Genomic DNA, 13,882 nt, shown 5'->3' with positions numbered 1-13,882 from the left:
TCCGTCGTCATGGCCGGGCTTGTCCCGGCCATCCACGTGCGTCAACATGCGACCATGCATGGCGGATGGGTCTACATCCTGGCGAGCGCGGCCAACGGCATTTTATATGTCGGTGTGACGAACGATATTGTTCGTCGCATTTACGAGCACCGAAATGGACTCGTGCCTGGCTTCACCAAGAAGTACGGCGTCAAGCTGCTCGTCTATTTCGAGCGCTACGAAGACATCCAGACCGCGATCCAGCGCGAGCACAACATCAAGCATTGGTCACGGACCTGGAAGGTCAGGCTGATCCTCAAGGATAATCCCGAATGGAAGGATCTGTACGACACGATCACGCAGTGAGACGTGCCCGTACTCTCGCCACGTCGTCATGGCCGGGCTTGTCCCGGCCATCCACGATCTTATCTTTCTTGAGGCATCAAAGATCGTGGATGCCCGGGACAAGCCCGGGCATGACGGAGGAGTGATTGGCGGCAGCCAGATAGCCTCACAGCCCTAGGCAAAATACCGCGTCAAAATCCCCCGATACACCTTCGTCAGCTTCTCCAAATCCCCCACCGGCACGCGCTCGTTGATCTGGTGCATGGTCTGGCCGACCAGGCCGAACTCGATCACCGGGCAATAGCTCGAGATGAAGCGCGCATCCGAGGTGCCGCCTGAGGTCGACAGCTCCGGCTTGCGGCCCGTGACCTCTTCGATCGCGGAGACGGCGAGGTCGGTGAACGGCCCCGGCTTGGTCACGAACACGTTGGAGTTCGACGGCTCCCAGACGATGCGGGCGCGGATGCGGTTGCCGCAGGCTTTTGTCAGGCGCGTCTCGACCAGCTCGCGCAGGCTCGCCTGCGTATGGTTGTCGTTGTAGCGGATGTTGAATTTTGCGCGGGCTTCGCCGGGGATGACGTTATTGGCCTTGTTGCCGACGTCGACCGAGGTGAATTCGAGATTGGACGCCTGGAACTGCGCGCTGCCATGGTCGAGCGGCTCGTCGCTGATGGCAACGATCAGCCGCGCAATATCCGGCACCGGATTGGCCGCGCGATGCGGATAGGCGACATGGCCCTGCACGCCGTCGACATAGAGCGTGCCCGACTGCGAGCCGCGGCGGCCGACCTTGATGGTGTCGCCGAGCGTTTCGACATTGGAGGGCTCGCCGAGCACGCAATGGTCGAACTTTTCGCCGCGCTCGGCCGCCCATTTGAGCAGCTTGATGGTGCCGTTGATGGAGACGTCTTCCTCGTCGCCCGTGATCAGGAACGAGATCGAACCTTTTCCGTCCGCACGCGGCTTGCCGTCGTTGGCAGTGAGATGCTCGAGCACCGCGGCGACCGAGCAGGCGATGCCGCCCTTCATGTCGACAGCGCCGCGGCCGTGCAGGAAACCGTCCTTCACTTCGCCGGAGAAGGCACCGACGCTCCAGGCGCTCTCGTCGCCGGGCGGCACCACGTCGGTGTGGCCGGCGAAGGTGATGTGCGGGCCCTCGTTGCCGACCCGCGCATAGAGATTATCGACATCGGCGGTGCCGGGTTCGCTGAACGTCACGCGGTGGCAGGTGAAGCCGGCTGCATTGAGGGCTTGTTCAAGCACCCGCAGCGCGCCGGCGTCAGCTGGGGTGACCGAGGGGCAGCGGATGAGATCGCGGGCAATAGAGAGGGCATCGGTCATGAGTCTGGTATTAATCCCGCAGCAGCTCGTTGATGCTGGTCTTCGAACGCGTGCGCTCGTCGACGCGCTTGACGATGACGGCGCAGGCGGTGCTCGGGCCGATCTGGCCGTTCTTCATGGGCTTGCCGGGCAGCGCACCGGGCACCACCACCGAATACTCGGGCACTTCGCCCATGAAGATCTCGCCGGTCTCGCGGTCGACGATCTTGGTCGAGGCCCCCAGGAACACCCCCATCGACAGCACCGCGCCCTTGCGCACGATGACGCCCTCGGCGACCTCGGAGCGCGCGCCGATGAAGCAGTCGTCCTCGATGATGACGGGCTCGGCCTGGAGCGGCTCGAGCACGCCGCCGATGCCGGCGCCGCCGGAGATGTGCACGCGCTTGCCGATCTGCGCGCAGGAGCCGACGGTGGCCCAGGTGTCGACCATGGTGCTCTCATCGACGTAAGCACCGAGATTGACGAAGGACGGCATCAGCACGACGTTCTTGGCAATGAAGGCCGAGCGGCGCACCACGGCGCCCGGCACCGCCCGAAAACCGGCATCGCGAAAACGGTTCGGGCCCCAGCCTTCGAACTTCGAGGGCACCTTGTCCCACCAGTTCGCCTGGCCCGGGCCGCCGGGAATGACGTCCATGTCGTTGAGGCGAAAGGAGAGCAGCACGGCCTTCTTCAGCCACTGATTGACCTTCCACTTGCCGTCGGCGCCGCGCTCGGCAACGCGCGCCTCGCCCTTGTCCAGTATCTCCAGCGACTGGTTCACGGCCTCGCGCACTTCGCCCTTGGTCGAGGTCGAGATGCCGTCGCGTGCGTCGAAGGCGCTGTTGATGGTGGATTCCAGGGCGGACAGGGACATCGGAGGGCTTCCTCGAAACCGGAGTTATTTGAGGGCAAAACGAGGGGGCTTTTTCGGGATTTGGGCCGGGAGAGTCAAGAACGCTCTCGGCGGATATTCCGGGGCTGGCCAACGCGCGTGGCACATGGCCCATTCGCCGGCATTTCAGAGGCCAAGGCCGGTGACGATGCCCTCGCAAATCCCGGCCAGTTCTTCGCCAAGCGTGGCCAGTGCCGGCGAGCCGTACCGCGCAAAGGCCTGACGGGGATCGAGCCAGCGCAGCTCGGTTCGCTCCTCAGGGAAGCCGATCGCCGCGAACTTCAGCGGCGCCTCGAGCAGCGCCGCCGAATCGGCCGCCAGCAGGCGCCACATCAGGCGTGGATGGAAGAACAGGATCTGCCGCGCCGGGCCGATGTCATAGCCGTCGCGATGCAGCAGCATCTGCGGATTGATCTCGTGCAGCACCCAGAGATCGGCCGCAACGATCTTCTCCTTGAGGCGCGTCACGACCTCCTCGACCGGCTGTGTGCTGACGCGAATGTGCTGGAACGAAGAGGCCGGGCTGCCGGGCTCCGAAAAGGCAACAGCACGACGAGCTGGGTCTGTCATCGGACGGCCCCTTCATTCTGCTCCGCCGCCTTGTTCGCCTCGAATGCGTCGAGGGTTCGCGCGGAATACACCAGTGCGGCGCCGGCTCCGATCGCGACCGCGACGCCCAGTGCTTCCGCGAGCTCCTCGCGGCTTGCGCCGTACTTCGCTGCGGCATGGGCGTGCACGGCGATACAGCCGTCGCAGCGTGCCGTGACAGCGGCCGCGAGCGCGATCAGCTCGCGGGTCTTTCCGTCAAGCCGGCCGGTCTGCGCGCTGGCGGCGCTCAGCGCGCGATAGCCCTTGACTGTCTCCGGATTCAGCTTGCCGATATCCCCGATGCGCGCCAGCAGTTCGCCTTGATAAGTCTTCCAGTCCAACATTGCGGATCTCCTCGATCACAGGTGGCGTTGAGGAAGAGATAGTTGGCGGTCGCGGCGACGCCCATCGCCTGTCGCCGTATGGCCACCATACGTCGAGCCGAAATCGTCAGCGGAATTGATGTGCGTGTTCGGCCAGGAAGTCCACGATACTGCGCACCCGCGGGATGGCGCGCGTGTCGCGGTGAAATCCGAGCCACACATCGCGACTCGGAAGCGGCGTCGGCGTCGTGATGGCGCGCAGCTCGCGATAGCCCGCGGCGAGACGTGTCGGCAGGCAGACCAAACCGGCCCCGCTGGCAGCGGCCGCCGCCTGGCCATCGCGACTGTTGCTGCGAAAGGCAATGTGAGCATTCGGAAAATGCTGGCGCAGCCATTTAGTCTCGGCGACTGTTTCGGCAAGTGCCGCATTCATTGCAACAAGGACGGCGTTGGCGCCGCCTCGCTTGAAATCCGGCAGGCCCCGCCTCTCGAGATAGTCAGGCGCCGCGTAGAGGGCGAAGGGAAGACTGCCGATCTTCCGTTGTACCAGCCCGTCCTGCTGGAAACGCGTGAAGCGCACGGCAATGTCGACCTCGCGTCGTGTCAGGCTCAGCACCTCGGCGTCGGTGACGAGCTCGACGCCCATCCCCGGATGTATGGTGCAGAACCTGGCCAGCAGCGGCGAGAGGATCCGCGCGCCGATCCATTCGGCCGATGTCACGCGGACGGTGCCGCTGATCCCGGCGTTGCTGCCGGTCGCAATCCGCTGCGCGGCAAGCGCGGCCTCTTCCATGTTGCCGGCATGGTCGAGGATCTTCCGCCCGGTCTCGGTAAGCTCGAGCCCGGATGGCTTCCGCTGGAACAGGACCGCGCCGAGCTTCTTCTCGAACAGTTCGAGCCGGCGGCTCATGGTCGGCTGTGTCGTGCCGAGTGCCCGTGCTGCGCCGGACAGGCTCTTCTCGCGCGCGAGATTCAGAAAATAGCGCAGATCATCCCATTCGATTTCGGGCAGGTCCGCAGCAGGCAAGTCCGGCTTCCGGGGCACCTTCGCTCCTCGCGTGGTCGCGCTCAGGCGGCGAGCGATTGCAAAAACCCCGCCAGATCGTCCGTGACGTGGTCGACATGGGCCGCATCGCGGCCTTCAAGTTCCCAATCCTCGCGCACCACTTCCTTGGTCCCGTCAGGCACCACCAGCACGGTGGTCATGCCGAGTTGATGCGGGACGATGAGGTTGCGGGCGAGGTCCTCGAACATGGCGGCTTTGGTCGGGTCGACCGCATGTTGCCCAAGGAATTTCCGGTAGGTCTGCGCCGCCGGCTTGGGTTCGAATTCGGCGGCGATGATGTCGAACACGCCGTCGAAATGCGAGCCGAGGCCGAGCCTCGCCAGCACCGCATCGACATGGTCGACCGAGCCGTTGGTCAGGATCAGTTTTCGCCCCGGCAGCTTCGCGATGGCTTCGCCGAGTGCCGGGTTCGGCTCCAGCGGCGAATGGTCGATCTTGTGCACGTAAGCGAGATAGTCGTCAGCGCGCACGCCATGCAGGGTCATCATGCCGCGCATGGTGGTGCCGAAGCGCTGGTAATAGTCCTTCTGGATCTTGCGCGCTTCTTCCGGGCCGACCTGCAGCCAGTTGCACACGAACTCGCCGATTTTAGCGTCGACCTGCTGCCACAGGTTGACGTGATGCGGATAGAGCGTGTTGTCGAGGTCGAACACCCAGGTGTCGATGTGGGCGAAGGCGCGGGGCGATTTCATCAGAGCTCTCTCAATCACGGCACGGCAAACCGCAGCGTCTTGCCGCCGCTCGACATGTCCACCACGCCAAAACCCGTGGCCGCAAATCCACGCGCGCCGCAATCGGTCTGCTCGTTGGTCTCGAACTTGGTCTCGCGGGTGCAGAGCTGCTTGTCGCCGCCCCAGTTCAGCGGTCTGTCCTTCAGCTTGATGGCGCGGTTGTCGCCATCGATGGCTTCCGCGAAGCTGAAGATCTGCTTTGGCTGGCCGGCGACGTCGGGATGCAGGCAGGTCCTGGGATCGATGCGGTACCAGCCGCGGCTCGTCACCGACTTGCCGTCGTCAGTCGCGACTGCCGCCATCACCTTGTGCGGCGTGTCGTTGCACCAGGTCAGGCCACTCGGGGACGGCGCCTGCGCCGCATCGACCATGGTCTTGAAGAGATTCGGCGACGAAATCACGTCGGTCGGCAATCCGCGGCTCTTCAGGAACGCCGCGAGTGCGGCCTGCGTCTTCGGTCCGTCGACGCCGTCGATCGCGCCGATGTCGTAGCCTGCGATCACCAGCAGCCGCTGGATGCCGGCGAGCCGCGCCTGCTCGTCGTCATATTCGGAATCCTCGGCGAGATAGGCGACGAGATTGCCGTTGTCGCCTTGCGTCGGCGTGATCTGGGTGAAGGCGGTCTGGGTCTGGCCGGTGCGGCACTGCCGCGCGGCCGCGATGACGAAATTGTCCTGCGCCACGCACAGCGTGTCGCTGCCGTTCTGCGGGATCGGTGACGCACCATAGACGCCGAGCGCGCGGGCGTTGAGCAGGATGCGGTCGGCGGTCAGCGTGCCCTGTACCACGACGCGGCAGGTCGCCGGATCGATCCTGAACCAGCCCCGGGTCGCGGTCGCCGCCTTGTCGTCGATGCCGATCGCGGCCTCGACGACGTAGGACATGCGGTTGCAGATCTTGAGGTCGGCGAAGGCCGGCGCGGAGGAGAAGACGAACGACACGGCAGCCGCCGGCAGTGTCATCAGGAGACGCGTCAGAGGCGAGCGGCGATGCCGCCGCTCTTGACCGGCCATGACGGAATCTCTCGTCTTCTCGCCGCTCACTTATGTATCAGCGTTCCCGTGCCCGTGTTGGTGAATAGCTCGAGCAGCACCGCGTGCTGCATCTTGCCGTCGATGATGACGACGCCCTCGACGCCCTGCTCGAGCGCGTAGATGCAGGTCTCGACCTTCGGGATCATGCCGCCGGAAATGGTGCCGTCGGCGATCAGTTTGCGCGCGTCCTTCACCGAGAGCTGCGGGATCAGCTTCTTCGACTTGTCGAGCACACCAGGCACGTCGGTGAGCAGCAAGAGACGCTTGGCCTTCAGCGCGCCGGCGACCGCACCGGCAAAGGTGTCGGCATTGACGTTCAGCGTCTGGCCGTCCTTCGAGGTCGCGAGCGGCGCCAGCACCGGGATCAGCTCGTAGCCGATCAGCTGGTTGAGCAGCGTGAGATCGACCTTTTCAGGGTCGCCTACGAAGCCGAGATCGACCGCCTTCTCGATGTGCGAATCCGGATCGATGATGGTGCGCGTCGTCTTCGACGCCTTCACCATGTTGGCGTCCTTGCCTGATAGCCCCACGGCCTTGCCGCCGGCTTCGTTGATGTAGCCGACGATCTGCTTATTGACGGAGCCGGCGAGCACCATCTCGACGATCTCGATGGTCGCGGCATCGGTGATGCGCAGGCCGGCTGCGAACTCCGAGACGATACCGAGGCGCTTGAGCATGGTCGCGATCTGCGGCCCGCCGCCATGCACCACCACCGGGTTGATCGCGGTCTGCTCGAGCAGCACGATGTCGCGGGCAAAATTCTTCGCGGTCTCCTCGTCGCCCATGGCATGGCCGCCATATTTGATGACGATGGTTTCCTCGTCGTACTGCTGCATGTGCGGCAGCGCTTCGGACAGGATGCGGGCCTGGTCGAGCGGGGAGATTTCGGTCATGAGGCGGATCTCGCTGGCGGGACTAACGCGGCCAGCGTTCTATCTGATTGGCGGGCGAGGCGCAAAGTGATGTTCTTCCCCCTCTCCCCTTGTGGGAGACGGGTGAGGGGTCTCTATCCGCGGAGGCAGACCCCTCATCCGGCGCTTCGCGCCACCTTCTCCCACAAGGGGAGAAGGAAGAACCACTATTCCCGCGTCGCCACCACCGCCGCCAGCGTCACCGCCAGCCAGCTCAAGATCATCAGCGTTCCGCCGGTCGGCGCCGCGAATGGAAACAGCGAATGGCCGGCATATTGCAGCACAGTGAGGTCGCCGGCGAACAGCGCGGCGCCGATCACGAAGCCGGTCGCGGCAATCAGGCCAATTCCGCCGTGCAGAAGGCCGCGCGCGAGCAGGGCGACGCAGGCCAATATGGCCGTTGCATGAAACAGCAGCATGGCGCTGGCGGAGGCAAGCCGGCTGGCGTCGGCGCCGTGGGCGGAGGCGGCGGCCAGCGCGACGCCGGCGGCGCCCATCAATCCGGCAAGGGCGATCAGCAGACGAGCCGTCACTTGGTCCGCTCTTCCAAGAGCTTTGCCATCGCGGCGCGCAGCTCGGCCATGCCGGCCGATTCGCGTGAAGACGTCGCGAGCACGTTCGGGAACGCGGCCGGACGCTTGGCCAGCGCGGCCTCGGTCTCGGCGATGCGCGTCTGAAGCTCGGAGGCCTTCACCTGGTCGGCCTTGGTCAGCACGATCTGGTAGCTGACGGCCGAGCGGTCGAGCGTCCCAAGGACTTCGAGGTCGACATCCTTCAGCCCGTGGCGTGCGTCGATCAGCACATAGACGCGCGCGAGCGAGGCGCGTCCGAGCAGGAATTTGTGGATCAGCTCGGTCCAGGACGCGACCTGCGACTTCGGTGCCTTGGCATAGCCATAGCCGGGCATGTCGACCAGGCGCAGGTCCGTCTTGCCCGGGACCTCGAAGAAGATCAGCTCCTGGGTGCGGCCCGGCGTATGCGAGGTGCGCGCGAGCGCGTTGCGGCCGGTCAGTGCGTTGATCAGGCTCGACTTGCCGACATTGGAGCGGCCCGCAAAGGCGATCTCCAGCCCCGCCATCGGCGGCAGCGTTTGAATCGAGGGCGAGGCCCAGATGAACTGCCAGTCGCGGGCGAACAGCTTTCGCCCGGCCTCGATCAGCTTCGCATCTTTGTCGTCGGTCATGCGAAAGCCTCACCCTTCGTCATGGCCGGGCTTGTCCCGGCCATCCACGTCCATCCACACAGTACCCTCCAAAACGTGGATGCCCGGGACAAGCCCGGGCATGACGATGTGGAGGCATTTGCGCCCGGCAATGACGACGACTACGTCGCCTTCCTCGCGAACGTCGCCTTGAGATTGTCGAACAACTCCACCTTCACGCCGTTGCGGCGCATGATGAAGCTCTGCTGGAGCACGGAGAGCGTGTTGTTCCAGGCCCAGTAGATCACGAGGCCCGCCGGGAAGCCGGCCAGCATGAAGGTGAAGATCAGCGGCATCCAGTTGAAGATGAGCTGCTGCGTCGGATCCGGCGGCGTCGGGTTCAGCTTCATCTGGAACCACATCGTGATGCCCATGATGATCGGCCAGATCCCGAGCGCGAGATAGTGGCCGAACACCGGCAGCGTGGTCGGATCGAACGGGATCAGCCCGAACAGCGTGAACAGATTGGTCGGGTCGGGCGCGGAGAGGTCCTTGATCCAGCCGAAGAACGGCGCGTGCCGCATCTCGATGGTGACGAACAGCACCTTGTAGAGCGAGAAGAACACCGGGATCTGGATCACCACGGGAAGACAGCCGGCGACCGGATTGATCTTCTCCTTGCGGTAGATCTCCATCATCTCCTGCTGCTGCTTCACCTTGTCGTCGGGATAGCGCTCCTTCAGTGCCTGAAGCTGCGGCTGGACCGACTTCATCTTTGCCATCGAGGCGTAGGACTTGTTCGCCAGCGGGAAGAACAAGAGCTTCACGATCACGGTCACGAGCAGGATCGAGATGCCGAAATTGCCGAAGAAGCGGTAGAAGAAGTCGAGGCCGAGGAACATCGGCTTGGTGATGAAGTAGAACCAGCCCCAGTCGATCAACAGATCGAAATGGTTCAGCCCGAGCTCCTTGTTGTAGCCGCCGAGCCCTGCGAACGGGAACACGCCGACCACGCCGGCTTCCTTGGCACCGGCGAACAGCCGTGCGTTCGCCGTCGTCGTGCCGCCGATCGCGACGGTGACGGGATCGAGCAGATAGTCGGTCTGGTAAGTATGGACGTTGCCGTTAAGGTTCGAGGAGAACCGCGCCTGAAGCTGTGCGCTGGTGTCGGGCAACAGCGCCGAGGCCCAGTACTTGTCGGTCATGCCGAGCCAGCCATTGGTGGCCTTGAAGCTCACCGACTTGGCTTCGTCGATCTTCTTGTAGGCGTATTCCTGCAGGCCATCGAGATAGCCGATCAGGCCTTCGTGCAGGATGTAATAGCCCGACACCTGCGGCGTGCCGTGGCGCGAGATCAGCGCGAACGGATAGAGCGTGACCGGCGCGTTGCCGACATTGCTCACGTCGTCCTTGATGGTGAAGAGATAGTGATCGTCGACCGAGATGGTGCGGCGGAAGGTGAGGCCTTCGCCATTATCCCACTTCAGCACCGCCGGCGAATTCGGCGTCAGGCTGCCGCTGCCCTCCTGCTGCCAGACGGTCTGGGCATCAGGCATCTTCGACGTCACGCCTGTTGCCGCCACCCAGCCGAACTCGGCGTAATAGGGCTCTGCCGTGCCGGAAGGCGAATAGAGAATGATCGGCGGCGATTTCGGGTCGACGGTCTCGCGGAACTGCAGCAGCGCGAGGTCGTCGATGCGGCCGCCCTTCAGCGAGATGCTGCCGGCGAGGCGCGGCGTATCGATCTTGACGCGCGGGCTCGCGGCAATCGCGGCGTCGCGGCTGACGGCCGGCTGGGCCTGCTGGTTCGCGCCCGGCGCGGTGGTCGGCGGAGGCGCGCTGCCTGATTGCGGCGTGGCGCCCGGCGTTGCGGACGCCGTCGGCTGCGGCGCGGTCTTCTGGAGCTCGGCCTGCGTCTGTTGCTGGGCGCGCTGCTTCTCCATTGCCGGCACGTTGTAGAAATATTGCCAGGCGATCAGAACCAGGCCGGAGAGAATGACGGCGAGGATGGTATTGCGATTGTCAGTCATCACTGTGGTCTCGTCATCAATCCGGTTTGCGGCTGGCGGCTGGGCCAGAGCTTGGATCAGGTCTTGGATCAGGCTTTGGCCCGCGTCCCGTTACCTGTCCCTTGTTAGGTCCTTTGGCCGTATGCCGCGCGGGCTTCGTGAACGCTATGCGCAGATCGTCGAGCATGGTCGTGAAGTCGCGCGAGAGCGCGTCCCTGCGGCCGACCAGCACGTAATCATGATGGGGTTGCATCGACACCGGATCGAGCCGCTTCACCAGTTCGCGAAGCCGGCGCCGGATGCGATTGCGCTCGGGGGCGTTGCCGTTCTTTTTGGTAACGGTGAAGCCGATCCGGATCGGGCCAGAGTCGTCGCGACCACGGCTTTGCAGGACGAACGCGGGACTATTCACCCGCGCGCCATTGGCAACGGCGAGGAAATCCGCCCGCTGCCTCAGCCGATCCATAATGAAATCCCAAAAAGGGGGTCCGGCTCAGGCGCTCAGACGCTTGCGGCCGCGAGCGCGGCGCGCGGCCAGAACCTTGCGACCGCCGGCGGTCGCGAGACGGGCCCGGAAGCCGTGGCGGCGCTTGCGCACCAGTTTGCTGGGTTGATAAGTCCGCTTCACGGGTTTTTCTCCGCTGACCGGGCAATTTGCCTGTAGAATTGATGATAAAGTCCGGAAGATGCGGCCCAAAATGAGCCATTTCCGGCCCCAGAAGAGCCGCTCCCGGTGTCGCACCGGGCCATCGCGGACAATTTGGCCGGCTTATAAGGGAGCGTCTTGTTTTCGTCAACGTCGCAGGACCGCACAGTTCCGGTGAATATCGCTGTTTCCTTGGGGTTTTTAACCCATGAGGTGGCGAGTAGCGGTATCAGCGCCTACATCCGACCTTGGCAGATTAGCGATCTGTAATTTGACCTCCCCGGGGGGCGGGTCGCATCCTCCATCAGTCGAGCTCTATCAGAAGGCCAGCAGGGGCGAATTTCGTGATAGCGACAGACCTCCAGCAGCCGACCCAACAGACCCAAGATCTGGATCGAGTTAGGGACCAGGATCCGGATCGGCCAGCGGATCAGCCGGTGACGCGATCCCGCGGACCGGATGGGCTTGGCCTGTCCGGCAAGCTGTTGCTGCTGACCGTCCCCCTGGTGATGATCGCGGCCGTCCTGCTCTATGTGCCGGCGATCGCCAACTTCTGGGTCAACCGGCTCAACGACCGCGTCGCCGCGGCCAACACGGCGGCGCTGGTGCTCGATGCCGCGCCGCTCGGCATGGTGCCGGATTCGCTGTCGCGGGAAATCCTCAAGAGCATCAATGCGCGCGGGGTCGCGATCAAGATGGGCCAGCAGCGCCGCCTGCTCGCCAGTGACAATCTGCCCGCCACGATCGAGCACGACATCGACCTGCGCGACATGACGGTGTGGCAGGCCATCACCGGCTCGTTCCAGATGATGCTGGAGACCGGCAACCAGCCGATCCGCGTCGTCGGCCCCGGCGTCGGCAACGCCCAGTTCATCGAGATCGTGACCGACGATCTGCCGCTGCGGCAGTCGATGTACCGCTTCTCCCGCAACGTCGTGGTGGTCGCACTGATCATCGGCGTCCTGACCGCGGGCCTCGTCTATCTCGCGCTCCATTATCTCTTCGTGCGGCCGATGCGGCGGCTGACCGCGAGCCTGGTCGGCTTCCACGAGAACCCCGAAAGCTCGGCGCGGATCATCGTGCCGAGCCAGCGCAGCGACGAGATCGGCGTCGCCGAGCGTGAGTTGTCGGACATGCAGCGCGACCTGATGTCGATGCTGCATCAGAAGAGCCGGCTCGCCGCGCTTGGCCTCGCCGTCTCCAAGATCAACCACGATTTGCGCAATCTGCTGGCCTCGGCGCAGCTGCTGTCGGACCAGCTCGCCAGCGTGCCCGATCCGCGGGTGCAGCGTTTTGCGCCAAAGCTCGTGCGTTCGCTCGAGCGCGCCATCGCCTTCTGCCAGTCGACGCTGTCCTACGGCCGCGCCCAGGAGGCCGCGCCCGACCGCCGCATGATGCTGATCGAGCCTGTGGTCGTCGAGGTGCGCGAGACCGCGGGTCTTGCCAACGACGTCTCGATTGCCTGGGTCGCCGCGATCGAGCGCGGGCTCGCGGTCGATGCCGATCCCGACCAGCTGTTTCGCGTGCTGCTCAACCTCGTGCGCAACGCCGCCCAGGCGCTGGAGAGCCATTCCTCCGGCGACGGCGGCCCGCAACAGATCCGGATCACCGGCAAGCGCGAGGGCGCGGTCGCCATCCTGGAGGTCTCCGATACCGGCCCGGGCGTGCCCCAGAGGACCCGGGAGCATCTGTTCGAGGCGTTCCAGACCTCCGGCCGCCCCGGCGGCAGCGGGCTCGGCCTCGCCATCGCCGCCGAGCTCGTCCGCGCCCATGGCGGCGACATCCATCTGGTCGAAGGCACCATCGGGGCCACCTTCCGGATCGTCATCCCCGACCGCCCCGTGGAACTCCTCTCCATCCGCAACGAGCGGGCGCGGGCCTGATCGGCCAGCGGCCGATAGTCTTCTGTCATTCCGGGACGGCCCAAAGGGCCGGGCCCGGAATCCATAACCCAGGCTGGTGGTTATGGATTCCGGGCTCGCGACTTCGTCGCGCCCCGGAATGACAGTAAGAGGTGTGAAAATACGCGAAAATCTCCCCATCCCGGACCTTGCCAACCGGGGCAAGAGCGGTTAGTCAGAGCGCTCTTTCGCACCCCTCCGGCGCTCGCTGGAGGCTGCGTGCGGGCCCAGCCCGCACACTTGTTTGCGAAACACGCGCCCGTAGCTCAGCTGGATAGAGCATCAGACTACGAATCTGAGGGTCGGACGTTCGAATCGTTCCGGGCGCGCCATTTCGGAATACACCATTGGCGCCAAATGCCGCCGATCTCCCAATCCTGCCCATCCGGTTGCCGGCCTCAGGACCCCGCTGACTCGCGGCCAAAGTCAGTTAAGCTGTCACCGTAATCCTCTGAGCTGACTGGCGCTTATTGCCGCGCGCGCCTGCGCGATTAGATACGCCCGCTGTCGGGCTTGCGATGTCTCGTTCGTCCTCTGGGTAGGCGCTGCCGAGTTGGGTCCAGGTCGGTTTCGCCGGCGGCGCCGGTCAAGCCCACTACACGGAGGACGCGCCATGACTCACGGAATTTTCGTCTGGAACGAGCTCTATACGCGGGATGTCGAAACGGCCAAGGCGTTCTATGCCACGACTGTCGGCTGGACGTTCGAGGGCATGCCCATGCCGGACCGGGACCGCACCTACTGGATCGCCAAGACGGAGGGCAAGCCGGTCGCCGGCATCCTCGATATGCGCGGAATCGTTCCCGATGGCGATCCGCCGCACTGGCTGAGCTATCTCGAAGTCGACGATGTCGACCGGCGCGTTGCCGAGATCGAGAGAAATGGCGGCAGGATCGTCCGACAGCCGTTCGACGTCCCCGATTTCGGGCGCATTGCCATCGGGGCGGACGCGACCGGTGCATTCATGGCCTGGGTGACCACGAAACGCTGACC

The 13,882-nt window shown here is 64.6% G+C and carries 16 protein-coding genes and 1 tRNA gene; 4 read left to right on the top strand and 13 right to left on the bottom strand.

All coding sequences use genetic code 11. The annotated features are described in order from the left end of the window. The first annotated feature begins 9 nt into the window (after window positions 1-9). Window positions 10-345, top strand: a complete 336-nt coding sequence (locus ABID59_RS16815) for a GIY-YIG nuclease family protein (protein WP_148749796.1) — start codon at window positions 10-12, stop codon at window positions 343-345. 153 nt (window positions 346-498) lie between these two features. Here the strand turns inward: ABID59_RS16815 and dapE are convergent, their stop codons facing one another. The 13 genes from dapE to rpmH form a co-directional block, all read right to left on the bottom strand. Next, window positions 499-1,665 (bottom strand): succinyl-diaminopimelate desuccinylase, encoded by a 1,167-nt coding sequence (dapE, locus tag ABID59_RS16810; RefSeq protein ID WP_354084111.1) that lies wholly within the window; start codon window positions 1,663-1,665, stop codon window positions 499-501. 10 nt (window positions 1,666-1,675) lie between these two features. Then, window positions 1,676-2,521, bottom strand: a complete 846-nt coding sequence (dapD, locus tag ABID59_RS16805) for a 2,3,4,5-tetrahydropyridine-2,6-dicarboxylate N-succinyltransferase (protein ID WP_354084110.1) — start codon at window positions 2,519-2,521, stop codon at window positions 1,676-1,678. A gap of 144 nt (window positions 2,522-2,665) precedes the next feature. Then, entirely contained in the window at window positions 2,666-3,109 is a 444-nt protein-coding gene (locus ABID59_RS16800; protein ID WP_354084109.1) for a DUF302 domain-containing protein, read from the bottom strand. After that, window positions 3,106-3,471 (bottom strand): carboxymuconolactone decarboxylase family protein, encoded by a 366-nt coding sequence (locus ABID59_RS16795; protein ID WP_354035755.1) that lies wholly within the window; start codon window positions 3,469-3,471, stop codon window positions 3,106-3,108. The genes ABID59_RS16800 and ABID59_RS16795 overlap by 4 nt, the downstream gene beginning before the upstream one ends. A 106-nt stretch (window positions 3,472-3,577) precedes the next feature. Next, the gene (locus ABID59_RS16790) at window positions 3,578-4,495 is read right to left on the bottom strand and encodes a LysR family transcriptional regulator (RefSeq protein WP_354035756.1); all 918 of its coding nucleotides are present in this window, start codon (window positions 4,493-4,495) and stop codon (window positions 3,578-3,580) included. 23 nt (window positions 4,496-4,518) lie between these two features. Then, window positions 4,519-5,208 (bottom strand): pyrimidine 5'-nucleotidase, encoded by a 690-nt coding sequence (locus tag ABID59_RS16785; protein ID WP_354084108.1) that lies wholly within the window; start codon window positions 5,206-5,208, stop codon window positions 4,519-4,521. 14 nt (window positions 5,209-5,222) lie between these two features. After that, window positions 5,223-6,209, bottom strand: a complete 987-nt coding sequence (locus tag ABID59_RS16780) for a DUF1036 domain-containing protein (RefSeq protein ID WP_354084312.1) — start codon at window positions 6,207-6,209, stop codon at window positions 5,223-5,225. 77 nt (window positions 6,210-6,286) lie between these two features. Continuing rightward, entirely contained in the window at window positions 6,287-7,174 is an 888-nt protein-coding gene (gene argB, locus ABID59_RS16775) for an acetylglutamate kinase (RefSeq protein WP_148749803.1), read from the bottom strand. A 185-nt stretch (window positions 7,175-7,359) separates the two neighbouring features. Then, the gene (locus ABID59_RS16770) at window positions 7,360-7,689 is read right to left on the bottom strand and encodes a DUF423 domain-containing protein (protein WP_354035848.1); all 330 of its coding nucleotides are present in this window, start codon (window positions 7,687-7,689) and stop codon (window positions 7,360-7,362) included. 32 nt (window positions 7,690-7,721) lie between these two features. Next, window positions 7,722-8,375, bottom strand: coding sequence for a ribosome biogenesis GTP-binding protein YihA/YsxC (yihA, locus tag ABID59_RS16765; protein ID WP_148749804.1), 654 nt, complete (start codon window positions 8,373-8,375; stop codon window positions 7,722-7,724). Window positions 8,376-8,515: 140 nt separating this feature from the next. After that, the gene (gene yidC, locus ABID59_RS16760; protein WP_354084107.1) at window positions 8,516-10,363 is read right to left on the bottom strand and encodes a membrane protein insertase YidC; all 1,848 of its coding nucleotides are present in this window, start codon (window positions 10,361-10,363) and stop codon (window positions 8,516-8,518) included. A gap of 16 nt (window positions 10,364-10,379) precedes the next feature. Beyond that, a complete protein-coding gene (gene rnpA, locus ABID59_RS16755) occupies window positions 10,380-10,808 on the bottom strand; it encodes a ribonuclease P protein component (protein WP_354084106.1) in 429 nt (142 codons plus the stop codon). Between the two features lie 27 nt (window positions 10,809-10,835). After that, window positions 10,836-10,970, bottom strand: a complete 135-nt coding sequence (gene rpmH, locus ABID59_RS16750; protein WP_008542748.1) for a 50S ribosomal protein L34 — start codon at window positions 10,968-10,970, stop codon at window positions 10,836-10,838. A 455-nt stretch (window positions 10,971-11,425) separates the two neighbouring features. Here rpmH and ABID59_RS16745 point away from each other — a divergent pair, with 455 nt between their 5' ends. The 3 genes from ABID59_RS16745 to ABID59_RS16735 all read left to right on the top strand — a co-directional run bounded on the left by ABID59_RS16745 (window position 11,426) and on the right by ABID59_RS16735 (window position 13,880). Continuing rightward, window positions 11,426-12,871: a sensor histidine kinase gene (locus ABID59_RS16745; RefSeq protein WP_187434683.1), complete on the top strand. Its 1,446-nt coding sequence runs from the start codon at window positions 11,426-11,428 to the stop codon at window positions 12,869-12,871. Between the two features lie 273 nt (window positions 12,872-13,144). After that, window positions 13,145-13,221 (top strand) — tRNA-Arg (locus ABID59_RS16740). A 281-nt stretch (window positions 13,222-13,502) separates the two neighbouring features. After that, complete coding sequence (locus tag ABID59_RS16735; RefSeq protein WP_354084105.1) at window positions 13,503-13,880, top strand: VOC family protein; 378 nt, start codon at window positions 13,503-13,505, stop codon at window positions 13,878-13,880. Window positions 13,881-13,882: the final 2 nt, after the last annotated feature.

Source organism: Bradyrhizobium sp. S3.3.6 (assembly GCF_040546905.1).
GTDB lineage: Bacteria > Pseudomonadota > Alphaproteobacteria > Rhizobiales > Xanthobacteraceae > Bradyrhizobium > Bradyrhizobium cytisi.
This window is presented reverse-complemented; position numbering and strand designations above follow the sequence as displayed.

Bases quoted from the DNA above. Each gene is read 5' to 3' on its own strand.
- ABID59_RS16815 (WP_148749796.1), top strand. From the start codon at position 10: ATGGCCGGGCTTGTCCCGGCCATCCACGTGCGTCAACATGCGACCATG.
- dapE (WP_354084111.1), bottom strand. From the start codon at position 1,665: ATGACCGATGCCCTCTCTATTGCCCGCGATCTCATCCGCTGCCCCTCG.
- dapD (WP_354084110.1), bottom strand. From the start codon at position 2,521: ATGTCCCTGTCCGCCCTGGAATCCACCATCAACAGCGCCTTCGACGCA.
- ABID59_RS16800 (WP_354084109.1), bottom strand. From the start codon at position 3,109: ATGACAGACCCAGCTCGTCGTGCTGTTGCCTTTTCGGAGCCCGGCAGC.
- ABID59_RS16795 (WP_354035755.1), bottom strand. From the start codon at position 3,471: ATGTTGGACTGGAAGACTTATCAAGGCGAACTGCTGGCGCGCATCGGG.
- ABID59_RS16785 (WP_354084108.1), bottom strand. From the start codon at position 5,208: ATGAAATCGCCCCGCGCCTTCGCCCACATCGACACCTGGGTGTTCGAC.
- ABID59_RS16780 (WP_354084312.1), bottom strand. From the start codon at position 6,209: ATGACACTGCCGGCGGCTGCCGTGTCGTTCGTCTTCTCCTCCGCGCCG.
- argB (WP_148749803.1), bottom strand. From the start codon at position 7,174: ATGACCGAAATCTCCCCGCTCGACCAGGCCCGCATCCTGTCCGAAGCG.
- ABID59_RS16770 (WP_354035848.1), bottom strand. From the start codon at position 7,689: ATGGGCGCCGCCGGCGTCGCGCTGGCCGCCGCCTCCGCCCACGGCGCC.
- yihA (WP_148749804.1), bottom strand. From the start codon at position 8,375: ATGACCGACGACAAAGATGCGAAGCTGATCGAGGCCGGGCGAAAGCTG.
- yidC (WP_354084107.1), bottom strand. From the start codon at position 10,363: ATGACTGACAATCGCAATACCATCCTCGCCGTCATTCTCTCCGGCCTG.
- rnpA (WP_354084106.1), bottom strand. From the start codon at position 10,808: ATGGATCGGCTGAGGCAGCGGGCGGATTTCCTCGCCGTTGCCAATGGC.
- ABID59_RS16735 (WP_354084105.1), top strand. From the start codon at position 13,503: ATGACTCACGGAATTTTCGTCTGGAACGAGCTCTATACGCGGGATGTC.